Annotated in this window: 17 protein-coding genes and 5 tRNA genes; 17 read left to right on the top strand and 5 right to left on the bottom strand. The window is 69.1% G+C overall.

The window, feature by feature from the left end; all coding sequences use genetic code 11:
• Window positions 1-273 precede the first annotated feature (273 nt).
• From OG858_RS32460 to OG858_RS32500, 9 genes are all read left to right on the top strand, one after another.
• A complete protein-coding gene (locus OG858_RS32460) occupies window positions 274-453 on the top strand; it encodes a hypothetical protein (protein WP_319066663.1) in 180 nt (59 codons plus the stop codon).
• A 219-nt stretch (window positions 454-672) separates the two neighbouring features.
• Entirely contained in the window at window positions 673-1,449 is a 777-nt protein-coding gene (locus tag OG858_RS32465; protein WP_037695907.1) for a fumarylacetoacetate hydrolase family protein, read from the top strand.
• Window positions 1,442-2,917 (top strand): glutamate--tRNA ligase, encoded by a 1,476-nt coding sequence (gene gltX / locus OG858_RS32470; RefSeq protein WP_086748783.1) that lies wholly within the window; start codon window positions 1,442-1,444, stop codon window positions 2,915-2,917. The genes OG858_RS32465 and gltX overlap by 8 nt, the downstream gene beginning before the upstream one ends.
• A 100-nt stretch (window positions 2,918-3,017) precedes the next feature.
• Window positions 3,018-3,749: an HAD family hydrolase gene (locus tag OG858_RS32475; protein WP_086748784.1), complete on the top strand. Its 732-nt coding sequence runs from the start codon at window positions 3,018-3,020 to the stop codon at window positions 3,747-3,749.
• Between the two features lie 89 nt (window positions 3,750-3,838).
• Window positions 3,839-3,910: transfer RNA gene (locus OG858_RS32480), tRNA-Gln, on the top strand.
• Between the two features lie 42 nt (window positions 3,911-3,952).
• Window positions 3,953-4,025: transfer RNA gene (locus OG858_RS32485), tRNA-Glu, on the top strand.
• A 62-nt stretch (window positions 4,026-4,087) separates the two neighbouring features.
• A tRNA-Glu gene (locus OG858_RS32490) sits at window positions 4,088-4,160 on the top strand.
• A 20-nt stretch (window positions 4,161-4,180) separates the two neighbouring features.
• Window positions 4,181-4,252 (top strand) — tRNA-Gln (locus tag OG858_RS32495).
• Between the two features lie 46 nt (window positions 4,253-4,298).
• A tRNA-Glu gene (locus OG858_RS32500) sits at window positions 4,299-4,371 on the top strand.
• Between the two features lie 52 nt (window positions 4,372-4,423).
• Here OG858_RS32500 and OG858_RS32505 read toward each other — a convergent pair.
• A complete protein-coding gene (locus OG858_RS32505) occupies window positions 4,424-5,068 on the bottom strand; it encodes a MerR family transcriptional regulator (protein ID WP_086748785.1) in 645 nt (214 codons plus the stop codon).
• A gap of 81 nt (window positions 5,069-5,149) precedes the next feature.
• Here OG858_RS32505 and OG858_RS32510 point away from each other — a divergent pair, with 81 nt between their 5' ends.
• Window positions 5,150-5,665: a DUF4188 domain-containing protein gene (locus OG858_RS32510; protein WP_086748786.1), complete on the top strand. Its 516-nt coding sequence runs from the start codon at window positions 5,150-5,152 to the stop codon at window positions 5,663-5,665.
• A gap of 327 nt (window positions 5,666-5,992) precedes the next feature.
• Here the strand turns inward: OG858_RS32510 and ndgR are convergent, their stop codons facing one another.
• Window positions 5,993-6,709 (bottom strand): IclR family transcriptional regulator NdgR, encoded by a 717-nt coding sequence (gene ndgR / locus OG858_RS32515; protein ID WP_003993203.1) that lies wholly within the window; start codon window positions 6,707-6,709, stop codon window positions 5,993-5,995.
• 193 nt (window positions 6,710-6,902) lie between these two features.
• Here ndgR and leuC point away from each other — a divergent pair, with 193 nt between their 5' ends.
• From leuC to OG858_RS32535, 4 genes are all read left to right on the top strand, one after another.
• The gene (leuC, locus tag OG858_RS32520) at window positions 6,903-8,333 is read left to right on the top strand and encodes a 3-isopropylmalate dehydratase large subunit (protein WP_086749493.1); all 1,431 of its coding nucleotides are present in this window, start codon (window positions 6,903-6,905) and stop codon (window positions 8,331-8,333) included.
• A gap of 6 nt (window positions 8,334-8,339) precedes the next feature.
• Window positions 8,340-8,933 (top strand): 3-isopropylmalate dehydratase small subunit, encoded by a 594-nt coding sequence (leuD, locus tag OG858_RS32525; RefSeq protein ID WP_319066670.1) that lies wholly within the window; start codon window positions 8,340-8,342, stop codon window positions 8,931-8,933.
• A gap of 287 nt (window positions 8,934-9,220) precedes the next feature.
• On the top strand, window positions 9,221-9,451 hold the full coding sequence (locus OG858_RS32530) for an SCO5555 family protein (RefSeq protein ID WP_086749491.1): 231 nt from the start codon (window positions 9,221-9,223) through the stop codon (window positions 9,449-9,451).
• Between the two features lie 138 nt (window positions 9,452-9,589).
• Entirely contained in the window at window positions 9,590-10,252 is a 663-nt protein-coding gene (locus OG858_RS32535; RefSeq protein WP_086749490.1) for an HU family DNA-binding protein, read from the top strand.
• A gap of 188 nt (window positions 10,253-10,440) precedes the next feature.
• On the opposite strand, the gene OG858_RS32540 is transcribed toward OG858_RS32535, so the two are convergent.
• A complete protein-coding gene (locus OG858_RS32540) occupies window positions 10,441-10,644 on the bottom strand; it encodes a hypothetical protein (RefSeq protein ID WP_037695927.1) in 204 nt (67 codons plus the stop codon).
• A 9-nt stretch (window positions 10,645-10,653) separates the two neighbouring features.
• On the bottom strand, window positions 10,654-11,304 hold the full coding sequence (cofC, locus tag OG858_RS32545; protein WP_319066671.1) for a 2-phospho-L-lactate guanylyltransferase: 651 nt from the start codon (window positions 11,302-11,304) through the stop codon (window positions 10,654-10,656).
• 165 nt (window positions 11,305-11,469) lie between these two features.
• Between cofC and OG858_RS32550 the strand changes: the two genes are divergently transcribed.
• Genes OG858_RS32550 through OG858_RS32560 form a run of 3 tightly spaced genes read left to right on the top strand, consistent with a single transcriptional unit; the run spans window position 11,470 to window position 14,506 of the window.
• The gene (locus OG858_RS32550) at window positions 11,470-12,282 is read left to right on the top strand and encodes a lysophospholipid acyltransferase family protein (RefSeq protein ID WP_086749488.1); all 813 of its coding nucleotides are present in this window, start codon (window positions 11,470-11,472) and stop codon (window positions 12,280-12,282) included.
• On the top strand, window positions 12,279-13,289 hold the full coding sequence (locus tag OG858_RS32555) for an NAD(P)H-dependent glycerol-3-phosphate dehydrogenase (RefSeq protein ID WP_086749487.1): 1,011 nt from the start codon (window positions 12,279-12,281) through the stop codon (window positions 13,287-13,289). Before OG858_RS32550 ends, OG858_RS32555 begins: the two co-directional genes overlap by 4 nt.
• Before the next feature lie 59 nt (window positions 13,290-13,348).
• On the top strand, window positions 13,349-14,506 hold the full coding sequence (locus tag OG858_RS32560; RefSeq protein WP_086749486.1) for a D-alanine--D-alanine ligase family protein: 1,158 nt from the start codon (window positions 13,349-13,351) through the stop codon (window positions 14,504-14,506).
• Window positions 14,507-14,607: 101 nt separating this feature from the next.
• On the opposite strand, the gene OG858_RS32565 is transcribed toward OG858_RS32560, so the two are convergent.
• Window positions 14,608-15,129 (bottom strand): DUF3515 domain-containing protein, encoded by a 522-nt coding sequence (locus tag OG858_RS32565; protein WP_086749485.1) that lies wholly within the window; start codon window positions 15,127-15,129, stop codon window positions 14,608-14,610.
• Window position 15,130: the final 1 nt, after the last annotated feature.

Below are 15,130 nucleotides of genomic sequence, written 5' to 3' on the forward strand. Positions count from 1 at the left end.
CTGGGTGTCCCAGTCGCCATGATCAGGAGCGGAATAAGCGCTTCAGGTAACAGATGTCCGTTTCATGGGGGCGGATCGATGGCCGGGATTGCCCGTTTTACCCATGACTGAGTGAGGAAACTCACACACCGATCATGCCTTCTTCACGACTTGACCCGGGAATCGGATGTTTAGCCTGACGCTTTACAGGGATGGCGAATCCGACAACCCGCGCTTGTGGGACGGCCCTTGCGGTCCGCCCGGCGCCCGCACATGACGAGGTCCAGGACAACAGTGAAGACGACGACGATGTTCCGCAACATAGCCAACCCCCGGCGTACGACGCTGGCCCACCTCGCCGACGCCGAGGACCTGCGCACGCCGGAGCAGGAGCACTCCGTCGACCTCCCCTCCCAGACCGCCAACCCCCGCCGGACGGTCCTGATGACGGTCCCGGTCCAGACGGTGGAGTAGTTGCACGCTCAAGTACGCGCGGGATCCGCCAACCGCTCAACCCGGTTTCTGTGAAGATTCGGCGGATTCCCGTGCGTACGAAGCCGAAGGGCGCCCGGCTCGTGCCGGGCGCCCTTCCGCGTGCGTGCCTCACCAATAATGCGCGAGGCGGGCACCCCGCCCCGCGTTAGCCTGGACCGTCAGACTCCAGCCAGCTCAGTTAAGGGGCGCAAGCATCCCGTGCGCATCGCCAGGTTCTCCATCGACGGGAACGTAGCCTTCGGCGCGGTCGAGGGCGACAAGCCGGACGAGCTCGTCCTCGACATCATCAAGGGCATTCCGTTCGCGGACTTCGAGCTCTCCGGTACGAAGGTCCCGCTCAGCAAGGTCAGGCTGCTGCCGCCGGTGCTCCCCAACAAGATCGTGGCCTTCGGCCGCAACTACGCCGAACACGCGCGCGAGCTGGGCAACGAGGTACCCGACGCCCCGTTCGCCTTCTTCAAGCCGGCCACCTCTGTGATCGGCTCCGGCGACGAGATCCAGTACCCCTCGTTCTCGCAGGAACTGCACCACGAGGCCGAGTTGGCCGTCGTCATCGGCCGCCTGTGCCGCGAGGTCCCGCGCGAACGCGTCAAGGACGTGGTCTTCGGCTACACCTGCGCCAACGACGTCACCGCCCGTGACGTCCAGAAGCGTGAGAAGCAGTGGGCCAGGGCCAAGGGCTTCGACACCTCCTGCCCGCTGGGCCCCTGGGTGGAGACCGACCTCGACCCGAGCGACCTGACCATCCAGCTCACGGTCAACGGCGGGCAGCGTCAGCTGGGCCGGACGAGCGAGATGATCAACTCCATCGAGGACCTGATCGTCAACATCACCGAGGCCATGACGCTGCTCCCCGGCGACGTGATCCTCACGGGCACCCCGGCAGGGGTCGGCCCCCTCAACGTCGGCGACGAGGTCGCCGTCACCATCGAAGGCATCGGCACTCTCACCAACAAGGTGATCAAGCGTGGCTAACGGCTCCGTCCGCGTACGTTTCTGTCCGTCCCCGACCGGCAACCCCCATGTGGGCCTGGTCCGCACGGCCCTGTTCAACTGGGCGTTCGCCCGCCACACCGGCGGCACGTTCGTCTTCCGCATCGAGGACACCGACGCGGCCCGCGACTCCGAGGAGTCCTACGGGCAGCTCCTGGACTCCCTGCGCTGGCTGGGCTTCACCTGGGACGAGGGCCCCGAGATCGGCGGCCCGCACGCGCCGTACCGCCAGTCGCAGCGCATGGAGACGTACAAGGAGGTGGCCGAGAAGCTCAAGGACGCCGGCCACGCCTACTCCTGCTACTGCACCGCCTCCGAGCTGGAGGAGCGCCGCGACGCCGCCCGCGCCGCCGGAAAGCCCTCCGGCTACGACGGCAAGTGCCGCGAGGTCACGGCCGAGCAGAAGGCTCAGTACGAGGCCGAGGGCCGTGAGCCGATCGTCCGTTTCCGGATGCCCGACGAGACGATCACCTTCACGGACCTGGTCCGCGGCGAACTGACCTTCACCCCGGAGAACGTGCCGGACTACGGCATCGTCCGCGCGAACGGCGCCCCGCTCTACACGCTCGTCAACCCCGTCGACGACGCCCTGATGGAGATCACCCACGTCCTGCGCGGCGAGGACCTGCTCTCCTCCACGCCCCGCCAGATCGCCCTCTACAAGGCACTGACCGAGCTGGGCATCGCCAAGGAGATCCCGTCCTTCGGCCACCTGCCGTACGTGATGGGCGAGGGCAACAAGAAGCTCTCCAAGCGCGACCCGGAGTCGAGCCTGAACCTCTACCGGGAGCGCGGTTTCCTCCCCGAGGGCCTGCTCAACTACCTCTCCCTGCTCGGCTGGTCGCTCTCCGCCGACAAGGACATCTTCACGATCGAGGAGATGGTCGCCGCCTTCGACGTCTCCGACGTGAACCCCAATCCGGCCCGCTTCGACCTGAAGAAGGCCGAGGCGATCAACGCCGACCACATCCGGCTGCTGGACGTGAAGGACTTCACCGAGCGCTGCGCCCCGTGGCTGAAGGCCCCGTTCGCCCCCTGGGCGCCGGAGGACTTCGACGAGGCAAAGTGGGAGGCCGTCGCCCCCCACGCGCAGACCCGCCTCAAGGTCCTCTCGGAGATCACGGAGAACGTCGACTTCCTGTTCCTGCCGGAGCCGGTGCAGGACGAGGCGAGCTGGGCGAAGGCCATGAAGGAGGGCTCCGACGCGTTGCTCCGTACGGCGAAGGAGAAGCTGGAGGCGGCCGACTGGACCTCGGCCGAGTCCCTGAAGGAGGCCGTCCTGGCCGCCGGCGAGGCCCACGGCCTCAAGCTCGGCAAGGCCCAGGCCCCGGTTCGCGTCGCCGTCACCGGCCGCACGATCGGCCTCCCCCTCTTCGAGTCCCTGGAGATCCTGGGCCGGGAGAAGACCATGGCGAGGATCGACGCGGCCCTGGCCAGGCTGGCCGCGTAACTCTCGTACGGAAGGGGCGGTACCCGGCAGTCCGGGTGCCGCCCCTTCGTCATCCCCCATCCTCCGGACAGGACGGCCGGCCTCGGGCTACCGTCTGATCATGGACATCAAGGCCGTGCTCTGGGACGTCGACGACACCCTTTTCGACTACACCGCGGCCGACCGGGCCGGCATGCGGGACCATCTCGCCGCCGAGGGCCTGCTGCTCGGGTACGACTCCGTCGAAGAGGCTCTGACCCGCTGGCGCGAACTGACGAGCCTGCACTGGAGGCGGTACGCGGCGGGCGAGGGCGACTGGGAGGCCACCCGCCGCGACCGGGTACGGGACTTCCAGGGCCGGCCCCTCAGCGACACGGAGGCCGACGCCTGGTTCGAGCGTTACATCGCCCACTACGAGCGGGCCTGGTCGCTCTTCCCGGACGTGGTGCCGGTCCTCGACGCGCTCGCCGCGAGTCACCGGCACGCGGTGCTCTCCAACTCCAGCCTCCCCGTCCAGGAACGCAAGCTGCGCGCCCTCGGCGTGTGGGACCGCTTCGAGACGGTGTTGTGCGCCGAGCAACTGGGCGTCCACAAGCCGGCCGCCGAGGCGTTCCATGTGGCCTGCGAAGCGCTGGAGCTGGCGCCGCACGAGGTCGTGTACGTCGGCGACCATCCGGAGATCGACGGCCGGGGCGCCGCCGACGCCGGTCTGCTGTCGGTCTGGATCGACCGCGGTGGTCTCCACGCGACCGTCGACCCGCCCGTCGGGCCGCACCGGATCGCCACCCTCGCCGAACTCCCCGCGATCCTCGGCTCGGATACCCGTTTTGGAGCGCCGTCCACCTTCGGGTAATGTTCTTCCTGCGCCGCCGGAGCGGGCCGAAAGGCCGGGAGCCGGAGGTGCACACTAGAACAAGATCCCTTCAGGGGCTTGAGTTCCAGTGGCCTATGGTGTAATTGGCAGCACGACGGTTTCTGGTTCCGTTAGTCTTGGTTCGAGTCCAGGTAGGCCAGCTCGCAGAGCTCATCTGCACAAGCGGAGATCATCTCCGCGAAGCCCCCGTTGTGTAGCGGCCTAGCACGCTGCCCTCTCACGGCAGTAGCGCCGGTTCGAATCCGGTCGGGGGTACTGATCCTTCCCGCGAAGGTGGCCAGGGTAGCTCCCACCACCATCGATGCAGGATCGCTAGGGCCCCCGTTGTGTAGCGGCCTAGCACGCCGCCCTCTCAAGGCGGTAGCGCCGGTTCGAATCCGGTCGGGGGTACGCAAAGGTCTAAACCATATTGGTCTATGGTGTAATTGGCAACACTACGGTTTCTGGTACCGTCATTCTTGGTTCGAGTCCAGGTAGACCAGCTCGGACCTGCGGCGTTGTAAATTGAACGCGTGCAGGATCGCTAGGGCCCCCGTTGTGTAGCGGCCTAGCACGCCGCCCTCTCAAGGCGGTAGCGCCGGTTCGAATCCGGTCGGGGGTACGTCGAGTAAAGGCCCTCCACCTCGGTGGGGGGCCTTCGTCGTGCGCTCTGGCTACTCGATGCCGTAACGCCGCGCCGACTCCTCCTCCTGAGCCAGCCGGTGCAGTGAGCGGAGCACCGGCTCGAAGAGCACCGCCGCCGAGACGGCCACCTCCACCTTCTCCGTGTCGGATGCGTAGGTCTCTATGTGGTCCAGGTCCCGGGCGGCCGCCTGATGCATCAACTCGGCGTACGGGGCCATGAGTTCGGCGTCGCACGGATAGCCGAGCCGCAGCAGCGTCGCCACCAGTGCCACCAGTGAACGGTGCGCGGGGGAGAGGGGGCCGATCTCCCTCGCCGAATCCCAGCCCAGTGTCCGCAGCAGACGGTCCACCTCGGCCGTCGCGGCGACCGTCACCGGGTCGTCCTCGGCCGCGCCGGGAGTCTGCGGCAATGCCCACAGGGCCGCCCCCAGCCGGATCGTACGACCCAGCGACTCGTCGTCCACGTGCTGCAGCACCTCCCGGGCGTTCGCCACCGGCACCTTGCCCACCTGGATCAACGCCCGCACCAGCCGCAGCCGGCGCAGATGCTCCTCGTCGTACTCCGCGGTCGTCGCGTTGATCTGGCGGCCCGGCGCCAACAGCCCTTCGCGCAGGTAGTACTTGATCGTCGCCGTGGACACCCCGCTGCGCTCGCTCAGCTCCGCCAGCCGCATATCTCTTGCGCCTCTCCTTGGGAAGTGCCACTATCCAAGCATGGCTGATCGGATAGTGCCGCTCACCAATCAGGGGGAGTCATGTTCGGAAAGCGGGTTGTCGCCGGTCGTACCACCGCGGCCGCCGAGGGCGACGCGGTGGTCCTGTTGATCGGGATGAGGATCAATCACTTCTGGGCCGTGCACCACTGGGGGCCCGTGCTCGCGGCGATGCCGCGGATGCTGCGGGAGCTGCGGAAGGACCCGGACCGGGGGCTGCTGAACGCCGTGCTGCTCACGGCCTCGCCGCGGACGTACTACGTCGTCCAGTACTGGGAGTCCAAGGAGAAGCTGTACGGGTATGCGCACGCGCCCGACGCGTTCCATCGCGTGGCGTGGGCCGCGATGAACCGCAAGGAGCGGAAGGGCAAGTCGCGTCAGCATGTGGGGCTCTGGCACGAGACGTATGTGGTGCCGGAGGGGTCGTACGAGTCGATCTACGCCGACATGCCCGCATTCGGCCTCGCGGCGGCCACGGGGGTGCTGCCGATCGAGGGGCGGGGGAAGTCGGCGAAGGAGCGGTTCGCCCATCGGTCGGGGAAAGGCGTGAGTGCGTGAGCGCCCAGGTCGCTTCCGGTGGCTCTTGGTCGGAGATCATCCGGCCGTTCGGCACCGAGCGAGGTGACTCGTGAGGCGCCGGCTGCCTCACCGGACTCGTCCGTAACCGCTCACGAACGGCTTCAAGAGCCGTCAGAAACGGCCTAGCCACCGTGGGGGAGCCGTGCTCTGGCGGCCGCGGGGTGTTCGTGGCCGCTCGCGGCGAAGCCGTATTTCGATACGGCCCCGCGTCCCTGTGGGCGCGCGAGGCTGGTGTCGCCCCACGAGAAAAGGCCTGCCGCGGCGTTGAGGCAGGCCTTCTTCGTGGTTGGACGGGATCTCCGGGGGTCAGCCTGTGCGACGCAGGGCCTCCGAGAGGCGGCCTGCGGCGTCGATGACCGCCTGGGCGTGCATGCGGCCGGGGTGGCGGGTGAGGCGTTCGATGGGGCCCGAGACCGAGACGGCGGCCACCACGCGGTTCGACGGGCCGCGTACGGGGGCGGAGACCGAGGCGACGCCCGGCTCGCGCTCGCCGATGGACTGGGCCCAGCCCCGGCGCCGTACGCCCGAGAGGGCGGTGGCCGTGAAGCGGGCGCCCTGCAGGCCGCGGTGCAGGCGCTCGGGCTCCTCCCAGGCCATGAGGATCTGGGCCGAGGAACCCGCTTTCATCGTGAGGGTCGAGCCGACCGGGACCGTGTCCCGCAGACCTGAGAGCCGTTCCGCGGCGGCGACACAGATACGCATGTCGCCCTGCCGGCGATAGAGCTGCGCGCTCTCGCCCGTGATGTCACGGAGATGCGTGAGCACCGGGCCCGCCGTCGCGAGGAGGCGGTCCTCGCCGGCGGCCGCGGCCAGCTCGGCCAGCCGGGGGCCGAGGATGAAACGGCCCTGCATGTCGCGTGCCACCATGCGGTGGTGTTCCAGAGCCACGGCCAGGCGGTGGGCCGTGGGTCGTGCGAGTCCGGTGGCGCCGACCAGACCCGCGAGGGTGGCCGGACCGGACTCCAGAGCGCTCAGGACCAGGGCCGCCTTGTCCAGAACGCCGACGCCGCTACTGTTGTCCATGCAACGATACTCGCGTCTCACTCTGTGAAACGCAAGTTCAATTTCGCGTGGACCTTGCCACTCTGGAAGCAGAACAACGGCTCGCGGACCAACGAGCCCGGCGGCCGGCGCTCATACGAGGGGTACGTGCGCCCGCCACCTCCGATATCTCTAGTTGGGCCGGCGCTCGGACAAGCCGGCCGGAGGGAAAGCGATGGGTAGGACACTCGCGGAGAAGGTCTGGGACGACCATGTCGTCCGGCGCGCCGAGGGCGAGCCCGACCTCCTCTTCATCGATCTGCACCTGCTGCACGAGGTGACCAGCCCCCAGGCCTTCGACGGTCTCCGCAAGAGCGGGCGGAAGGTTCGCCGGCTCGATCTGACCATCGCGACCGAGGATCACAACACCCCCACCCTCGACATCGACAAGCCCATCGCGGACCCGGTCTCCCGCGTGCAGCTGGAGACGCTGCGTGCGAATGCCGCCGAGTTCGGTGTGCGTCTGCACCCGCTGGGTGACGTCGAGCAGGGTGTCGTGCACGTCGTCGGCCCGCAGCTGGGTCTGACCCAGCCCGGTATGACGGTCGTCTGTGGCGACTCCCACACCTCCACGCACGGCGCCTTCGGCGGTCTGGCGTTCGGTATCGGCACCTCCCAGGTGGAGCACGTGCTGGCCACGCAGACGCTGCCGCTGGTCCGCCCCAGGACCATGGCGATCACGGTCGAGGGTGAGCTGCCCGACGGCGTCACCGCCAAGGACCTGATCCTGGCGATCATCGCCAGGATCGGCACCGGCGGCGGCCAGGGTTATGTCCTGGAGTACCGCGGCGCGGCCATCGAGAACCTCTCGATGGAGGCCCGGATGACCATCTGCAACATGTCGATCGAGGCCGGCGCCCGCGCGGGCATGATCGCCCCCGACGAGACCACCTTCGAGTACCTCAAGGGCCGTCCGCACGCCCCCGAGGGCGAGGACTGGGACGCGGCCGTCGCGTACTGGAAGACGCTCAGGACGGACGAGGACGCGGAGTTCGACGCCGAGGTGGTCATCGACGGTGCCGCTCTGTCGCCGTTCGTCACCTGGGGCACCAACCCCGGCCAGGGCGCGCCGCTTTCGGCGTCGGTCCCCGACCCGGCTTCGTACGAGGACGCCTCGGAGCGCTTCGCCGCCGAAAAGGCCCTGGAGTACATGGGGTTGGAGGCCGGCCAGCCACTGAAGTCCATCAACGTGGACACCGTCTTCGTAGGTTCGTGCACCAACGGCCGCATCGAGGACCTGCGCGCCGCCGCCGAGCTGATCAAGGGCCGCAAAGTCGCCGACGGCGTACGGATGCTGGTCGTCCCCGGCTCCGCGCGGGTCGGTCTGCAGGCCGTCTCCGAGGGCCTGGACGTCGTCTTCAAGGAGGCCGGCGCCGAGTGGCGCCACGCGGGCTGCTCGATGTGCCTGGGCATGAACCCCGACCAGCTGGCCCCCGGTGAGCGCTCCGCATCCACCTCCAACCGCAACTTCGAGGGCCGGCAGGGCAAGGGCGGACGCACCCACCTGGTCTCGCCGCAGGTCGCCGCCGCGACGGCCGTCCTGGGCCACCTGGCGTCCCCCGCCGACCTGACCGACGCCACCGCCCCCGCGCCCGCTGGAGTCTGAACAGCCATGGAAGCATTCACCACACACACCGGCCGGGCCGTCCCGCTGCGCCGCAGCAACGTCGACACCGACCAGATCATCCCCGCCCACTGGCTCAAGAAGGTGACCAGGGACGGCTTCGAGGACGGACTGTTCGAGGCCTGGCGCAAGGACCCGTCCTTCATCCTCAACCAGCCCGAGCGCAAGGGCGCCACCGTCCTGGTCGCCGGCCCCGACTTCGGCACCGGCTCCTCCCGTGAGCACGCCGTCTGGGCGCTGCAGAACTACGGCTTCAAGGCCGTCATCTCCTCCCGCTTCGCCGACATCTTCCGCGGCAACTCGCTCAAGAACGGCCTGCTCACGGTCGTTCTGGACCAGAAGACCGTGGACGCGCTGCAGGAGCTCACCGACCAGGACCCCCAGACCGAGATCACGGTCGACCTCCAGGCCCGCGAGGTGCGCGCCGAGGGCATCACCGCCGCCTTCGAACTGGACGAGAACTCCCGCTGGCGGCTGCTGAACGGGCTGGACGACATCTCCATCACCCTCCAGAACGAGGCCGACATCTCCGCCTACGAGGCCAAGCGGCCCTCGCACAAGCCGAGGACGCTGAAGGTCTGACCCAGCGGCGCGAGCCACCCGTCGGGCGGCCCGTGCAAGGCGGATTCCAGCCACCGCGACACCCCCAGGTACCCCCAATCGTGCACGGTTGGGGGTACCTGCATGTCCGGGTCCGGAGACCTTCGAAGTCATGTGCAGAAAGGTTTCAACTCCCCTAGTTACAAAGGTGATTGCTGGGGTAGGCGCATCATGGTGTGGCATCGACCGGGGGTGCTCCCCAGGCCCCCGGGAGACGGCAGTTGCCCCCTGCGCAGGCGACAACTCGCCCCAGATGGCACAATCTGTGCATGGAACACGACGGCCAACTCGAGCTCTATACGGCGGTCGCGGGCCAACTCAAGGAAGCGCACTCAAGGGTGCGCGCACTGCAAGTCCCGGAGGGCGTACGCATGGCGCTGGCCCGGAAGCTGCTGGTCATTACGGCCGTGGCCAAGCACGATCTCGCCGACGCGGCAAGGCGTCTGGAGGGCTTCACGACGGACCTCGACGAGGGGCGAATGCCCACAGAGGAACGCTGAGAGAACTCCATGGCTGCCGAGTTCGTTGCGGCACAAGGGTGATAAGCCCGTTTCGTGTTTGATTTGCGGTATATATCTGCCTAACGTGCGAAAAAGCTTGAACACTTTCGTTCTGGCGATGTCTCCGAAGGGGAAGACGTGAACAAGGCGCAGCTCGTAGAAGCGATTGCGGACAAGGTCGGCGGGCGTCAGCAGGCCGCCGACGCGGTCGACGCCGTTCTGGACGCCATCGTCCGCGCGGTCGTCGCCGGGGACCGGGTGTCGGTCACCGGCTTCGGTTCCTTCGAGAAGGTCGACCGGCCGGCCCGTTACGCCCGCAACCCGCAGACGGGTGAGCGGGTTCGGGTCAAGAAGACCTCCGTGCCGCGTTTCCGCGCGGGCCAGGGCTTCAAGGACCTGGTGAGCGGCTCGAAGAAGCTTCCCCGTGGTGGCGAGGTCGCGGTCAAGAAGGCGCCCAAGGGCAGCCTGAGCGGTGGGGCTTCGGCGACGGTCAAGAAGGCCGCGGCGAAGAAGACCACGGCGGCGGCGAAGAGGGCGACGACCGCCCGCAAGACCACGGCCGCCGCGAAGAAGACCACGGCCACCGCGAAGAAGACCACGGCGAAGAAGACGACCGCGAAGAAGGCCACCACCAAGACGGCGGCGGCGAAGAAGACGACCGCCAAGAAGACCACGGCGGCGGCGAAGAAGACCGCGGCGAAGAAGGCGCCGGCCAAGAAGGCCACCGCGAAGAAGGCGCCGGCCAAGAAGTCGACAGCTCGCAAGACGACCGCGAAGAAGGCTGCCACTCGCCAGGCGTAGAACGCCGGGTACTCACACACGCGCCGGGCCGGGCTCCTGTCGAGGAGCCCGGCCCGCGGCGTGTTCCGGAGACTTCTGATGCCTGCTCGCCGTTGGGGGACATGTGCGCGGGCCGGTGCGGCGTGTGTGTGGTTGCTCCCGCAGTTCCCCGTGCCCGGATCGGGGCACGCCCCCGGTCCGGTTCCGCTTCAGAACGTCTGCAGGGTGATCAGGGTGATGCGCAGGCTCTCCGCCCCGCCCTCCGTCTCGATGCGTACGCGCTGGCCCGGGCGGAGGAGGCGCAGGGCGCCCGCGTCGAAGGCGGGGGCGTCGAAGGGGACCGGGGTGCCGTCGTCCAGGAGAACCTGGCCGGTGCGGGTGGCGGGGTCGTAGGTGTACGCGGTGGCCTGCATGGCCGCAGCCTACTGGCCGGGGATCAGCAGGCGCGCGGCCGCGGCGGCCGTACGGGGGCCGACGCCGAGGCAGAGGGCGGCGAGGAGGTCGTCGCCGGTGTCGACGTCCTGGCGCACGGAGCCGACGGTGGCGAGGGCGAGTTCCACGGCCCCGGAGCGGCGGTGGCGCAGGCGGGAGTCGGGGCCGAAGGCGGGGGAGAGATCGTGGCCGGGGGTCGCGGCGAGCAGGGTGGTGCCGGTGCCGGCGGCGTCCGGGAGGAAAGAGCGGGGGAATTCGGCGGCCGCGTTCAGGACGCGGGTCAATTCCTCGGAGCGCAGAGCGGGCAGATCGGCGTTCAGGGCCGCCACGGGGCTTTGCGGTCGTACATCGCGCACGACGGCCGTTCCGTGCCGCAGAGCGGCGTTCAGGCCGTCCGGGGATCCGTCGCGGGGGTTCTCCGGGACGGTGCGGGCGCCCAGGGCCGCCAGTTCGCGGGCGGCGAGGGGGTCGTCCGTGACCACCACCACACCGTGGACCGCCGTGGCGGCCAGGGCCGCGGCCACGGTGTCCTGGGCGAAGGCGAGGGCAAGGCCGGGGCGCACCGCGTCGGCGGCGGTGTCCGAGAGCCTGCTCTTGGCCCGCTCCAGGGGCTTCACGGGTACGACCAGGGTCCACTGCACGGGCGTTCCGTCCCTCTCTTGTCGCCGCCATTGTCACCTGGGCGCAATGGACGGCCGCAGGGCGGGGCGTACGGTGTTCTCGACAGACCGGCAGCCCGGGGCGACACTTGTGCGGCTCCGGGCCCCCGGAACAGGCCCTGGGAAGTCCTAGAGGAAGGTGTCCGCGTGCCCCGCCGGAGAATCGGCTTCTGGTACCGCCTCGCCGCGGTGATCGCCAAACCGCCCCTGGTGGTGCTGATCAAGCGGGACTGGCGTGGAATGGAGAACATTCCGGCCGAGGGTGGATTTATCACTGCCGTGAACCACAATTCGCATGTCGATCCCTTTGCGTACGCCCATTATCAGTACAACAGTGGCCGGGTTCCGCGATTTCTCGCGAAGAGCGGTCTCTTCGGCAAGGGATTCATCGGCGCCGTGATGCGTGGCACCGGGCAGATTCCCGTCTATCGCGAGAGCACCGACGCGCTGAGCGCCTTCCGGGCCGCGATCGACGCCGTGGAGCGCGGCGAGTGCGTCGCCTTCTACCCCGAGGGCACCCTCACCCGCGACCCGGACGGCTGGCCCATGACCGGCAAGACCGGCGCAGCGCGGGTCGCCCTGCAGACCAGGTGCCCGGTGATCCCGGTCGCGCAGTGGGGCGCCAACGAACTGCTCCCCCCGTACGCCAAGAAGCCCAGCCTCCTGCCGCGCAAGACCCACCACGTGCTCGCGGGCCCGCCCGTGGACCTCACGCGCTTCTACGGCCAGGAGATGAGCCCCGACCTGCTGAAGGACGCGACGGAGGTCATCATGGCCGCCGTCACCCACCAGCTGGAGGAGATCCGCGGGGAGAAGGCGCCCAGGACGCCGTACGACCCGAAGCGGGAGCGGACCGAGCAGCGGCGCAGTACCGCCCGGGCGGTCGAGCGTCGGCGGCCCGAGCAGCACAATGGAGCACTGCGGGGACAGCAACGTCAGGAAGAGGGGCAGGGCAAGTGAGCAAGCCGGTCAAGGCGGCAGTGTTCGGCACCGGTTCGTGGGGCACTGCCTTCGGCATGGTGCTCGCCGACGCGGGATGCGAGACCGTTCTGTGGGGGCGGCGCCCGGATCTCGCGGACGCGGTCAACTCCACCCGCACCAACCCGGACTACCTGCCCGGAGTGGAACTACCGGAGAACCTGCGGGCCACCGCCGACCCCGCCGAGGCCGCCGCCGACGCCGACTTCACGGTCCTCGCCGTGCCCTCCCAGACGTTGCGCGCCAACCTCGCCGACTGGACCGGGCTGCTGGCCCCCGACACCGTCCTCGTCTCGCTGATGAAAGGCGTCGAACTCGGTTCCGCCATGCGGATGAGCGAGGTGATCGAGGACGTCGCCAAGGTCGGGCAGGACCGTATCGCCGTCGTCACCGGGCCCAACCTGGCGCGTGAGATCGCCTCCCGGATGCCGGCCGCCTCCGTGGTCGCCTGCACCGACGAGGGCGTCGCCCAGCGGCTCCAGGCCGCCTGCCACACTCCGTACTTCCGCCCGTACACCAACACCGACGTCGTCGGCTGTGAGCTGGGCGGCGCGGTGAAGAACGTGATCGGCCTCGCCGTCGGCATCGCGGACGGCATGGGCCTCGGCGACAACGCCAAGGGGTCGCTCATCACCCGCGGTCTCGCCGAGACGACCCGCCTCGGCCTCGCGATGGGCGCCGACCCGCTCACCTTCGCCGGACTCGCGGGTCTCGGCGACCTGGTGGCGACCTGCTCCTCGCCGCTCTCCCGCAACCACACCTTCGGCACCAACCTCGGCAAGGGCATGACCCTCCAGGAGACCATCGCGGTCACCAGGCAGACCGCCGAGGGCGTCAAGTCCTGTGAGTCCGTACTGGACTTGGGGCGCCGGCACGGCGTCGACATGCCCATCACGGAGACGGTCGTCGACATCGTCCACGACGGCAAGCCGCCCGTCGTCGCCCTCAAGGAGATGATGTCGCGCAGCGCCAAGCCTGAGCGACGCTGAGCGAAAGCGACAGTGTGGGCACTGACTGGCGCACTACCAACGGGTACTCTCAACGCGATATGAGCAGCGAGAACCTTCCCCAGAGCCCTGAGCAGCCGTCCCGCAAGCCGCGCGTGGCCGTCGTCTTCGGCGGCCGCAGCTCGGAACACGGGATCTCCGTGGTCACGGCCGGTGCCGTCCTGCGGGCCATCGACCGGACGAAGTACGACGTCCTGCCGATCGGCATCTCCCGGGAAGGCCGCTGGTTCCTCACCGCCGACGAACCGGACCGCATGGCGATCACCGACCGTCGCACGCCGAGCGTCGAGGAACTCGCCGAATCGCGGGAGGGCGGCGTGGTGCTCCCCGTCGACCCCGCCAACCGCGAAGTCGTCTACAGCGAGCCCGGATCGGTACCGAAGGCGCTCGGCGAGGTCGACGTCGTCTTCCCCGTCCTGCACGGCCCGTACGGCGAGGACGGCACCCTCCAGGGCATGCTGGAGCTCTCGGGCGTCCCCTACGTCGGCTCGGGCGTCCTCGCCTCGGCCGTCGGCCAGGACAAGGAGTACATGAAGCGGGTGTTCACCTCCTTCGGGCTCAAGGTCGGCCCGTACGTGGTGATCCGTCCGCGCGAGTGGCAGCTCGACGAGGCCGCCGCTCGCAAGAAGATCATCGACCTCGCGGGTGAGCACGGCTGGCCCCTCTTCGTGAAGCCCGCCCGCGCGGGCTCCTCCATCGGCATCACCAAGGTCGACGACCTCGCCGGTCTCGACGAGGCGATCACCGAGGCCCAGCGCCACGACCCGAAGATCCTCGTCGAGGCGGCCCTGCGCGGCCGTGAGATCGAGTGCGGTGTCCTGGAGTTCGAGGACGGCCCCCGGGCCTCCGTCCCCGCCGAGATCCCGCCGCCCGAGGCCCACGCGTACTACGACTTCGAGGCCAAGTACATCGACTCGACGCCCGGCATCGTCCCGGCCCCGCTGACGCCGGAGGAGACCGCCGAGGTCCGCAGGCTCGCCGTCGACGCCTTCGACGCGGCGTCGTGCGAGGGCCTGGTCCGCGCGGACTTCTTCCTCACGGAGGGCGGCGAGTTCGTGATCAACGAGATCAACACGCTGCCCGGCTTCACCCCGATCTCGATGTACCCGGCGATGTGGAAGGCGAGCGGGATCGAGTACCCGGAGCTGGTGGACCGCCTGATCCAGGCAGCCCTGCACCGCTCGACGGGCCTGCGCTGAGACGCGCCCCTGTTGGGCCGAAGGCCCAAAGGGGCGCGGGGGAACCGTGCGATCAGCCACAAACCGGTCCGCACTCTCCCTACGGCCTCCTGAGGCACCCCTCAGGAGGCGACTCCCTCGGGAACCGCCTTCTTGATGGCAGGAGCGAGCCCCACCAGGATCGGTGAGGTGTCCTCCCCGGCCCGATCCGCCGACACCGTCACCTCCACGTACGCGGAGCGATTCGCCGTGGTGAAGCGGTACGCCCCGTCGTCCTGCTTCTCCATCAGCCAGTCGACCCCGTCGACGGCCCCGGCCACGGCTTCGGCGTCACGTCCCTCGGCCACCCCGGGGTCGATCATCTTGGGCGGCTGGGGCACACCACAGCGCAGTATGATCACCGCGTCGCCCCAGCCTGCCGTCAGCGCGGAGGCAGGCTGAGGATCTTGGCGGCCGAGACCGTCCACCTCTCGCGGCAGGGCCCCGTCCAGCTTCCGGCACAGTTTCGTGGCGGCAGCCCCAGGGCTGGGAACCGCCGCCGAGCCGCCGTCGTCTGCTGAGGAGCAGCCCGCGACGGCGATCAACGACACGGCCAGGACGGGCAGCCCGAGGCGAGCGGAGCGCCGGTGACGGAACGAGTTCACC

The sequence above is a fragment of the Streptomyces europaeiscabiei genome (genome assembly GCF_036346855.1).
Lineage (GTDB): Bacteria > Actinomycetota > Actinomycetes > Streptomycetales > Streptomycetaceae > Streptomyces > Streptomyces europaeiscabiei.

Coding starts and splice junctions, on each gene's coding strand:
- OG858_RS32530 (WP_086749491.1), top strand. CDS start 9,221: ATGGAACACGACGGCCAACTCGAGCTCTATACGGCGGTCGCGGGCCAA.
- OG858_RS32475 (WP_086748784.1), top strand. CDS start 3,018: ATGGACATCAAGGCCGTGCTCTGGGACGTCGACGACACCCTTTTCGAC.
- leuD (WP_319066670.1), top strand. CDS start 8,340: ATGGAAGCATTCACCACACACACCGGCCGGGCCGTCCCGCTGCGCCGC.
- leuC (WP_086749493.1), top strand. CDS start 6,903: ATGGGTAGGACACTCGCGGAGAAGGTCTGGGACGACCATGTCGTCCGG.
- OG858_RS32505 (WP_086748785.1), bottom strand. CDS start 5,068: ATGCGGCTGGCGGAGCTGAGCGAGCGCAGCGGGGTGTCCACGGCGACG.
- OG858_RS32560 (WP_086749486.1), top strand. CDS start 13,349: ATGAGCAGCGAGAACCTTCCCCAGAGCCCTGAGCAGCCGTCCCGCAAG.
- OG858_RS32540 (WP_037695927.1), bottom strand. CDS start 10,644: ATGCAGGCCACCGCGTACACCTACGACCCCGCCACCCGCACCGGCCAG.
- OG858_RS32510 (WP_086748786.1), top strand. CDS start 5,150: ATGTTCGGAAAGCGGGTTGTCGCCGGTCGTACCACCGCGGCCGCCGAG.
- ndgR (WP_003993203.1), bottom strand. CDS start 6,709: ATGGACAACAGTAGCGGCGTCGGCGTTCTGGACAAGGCGGCCCTGGTC.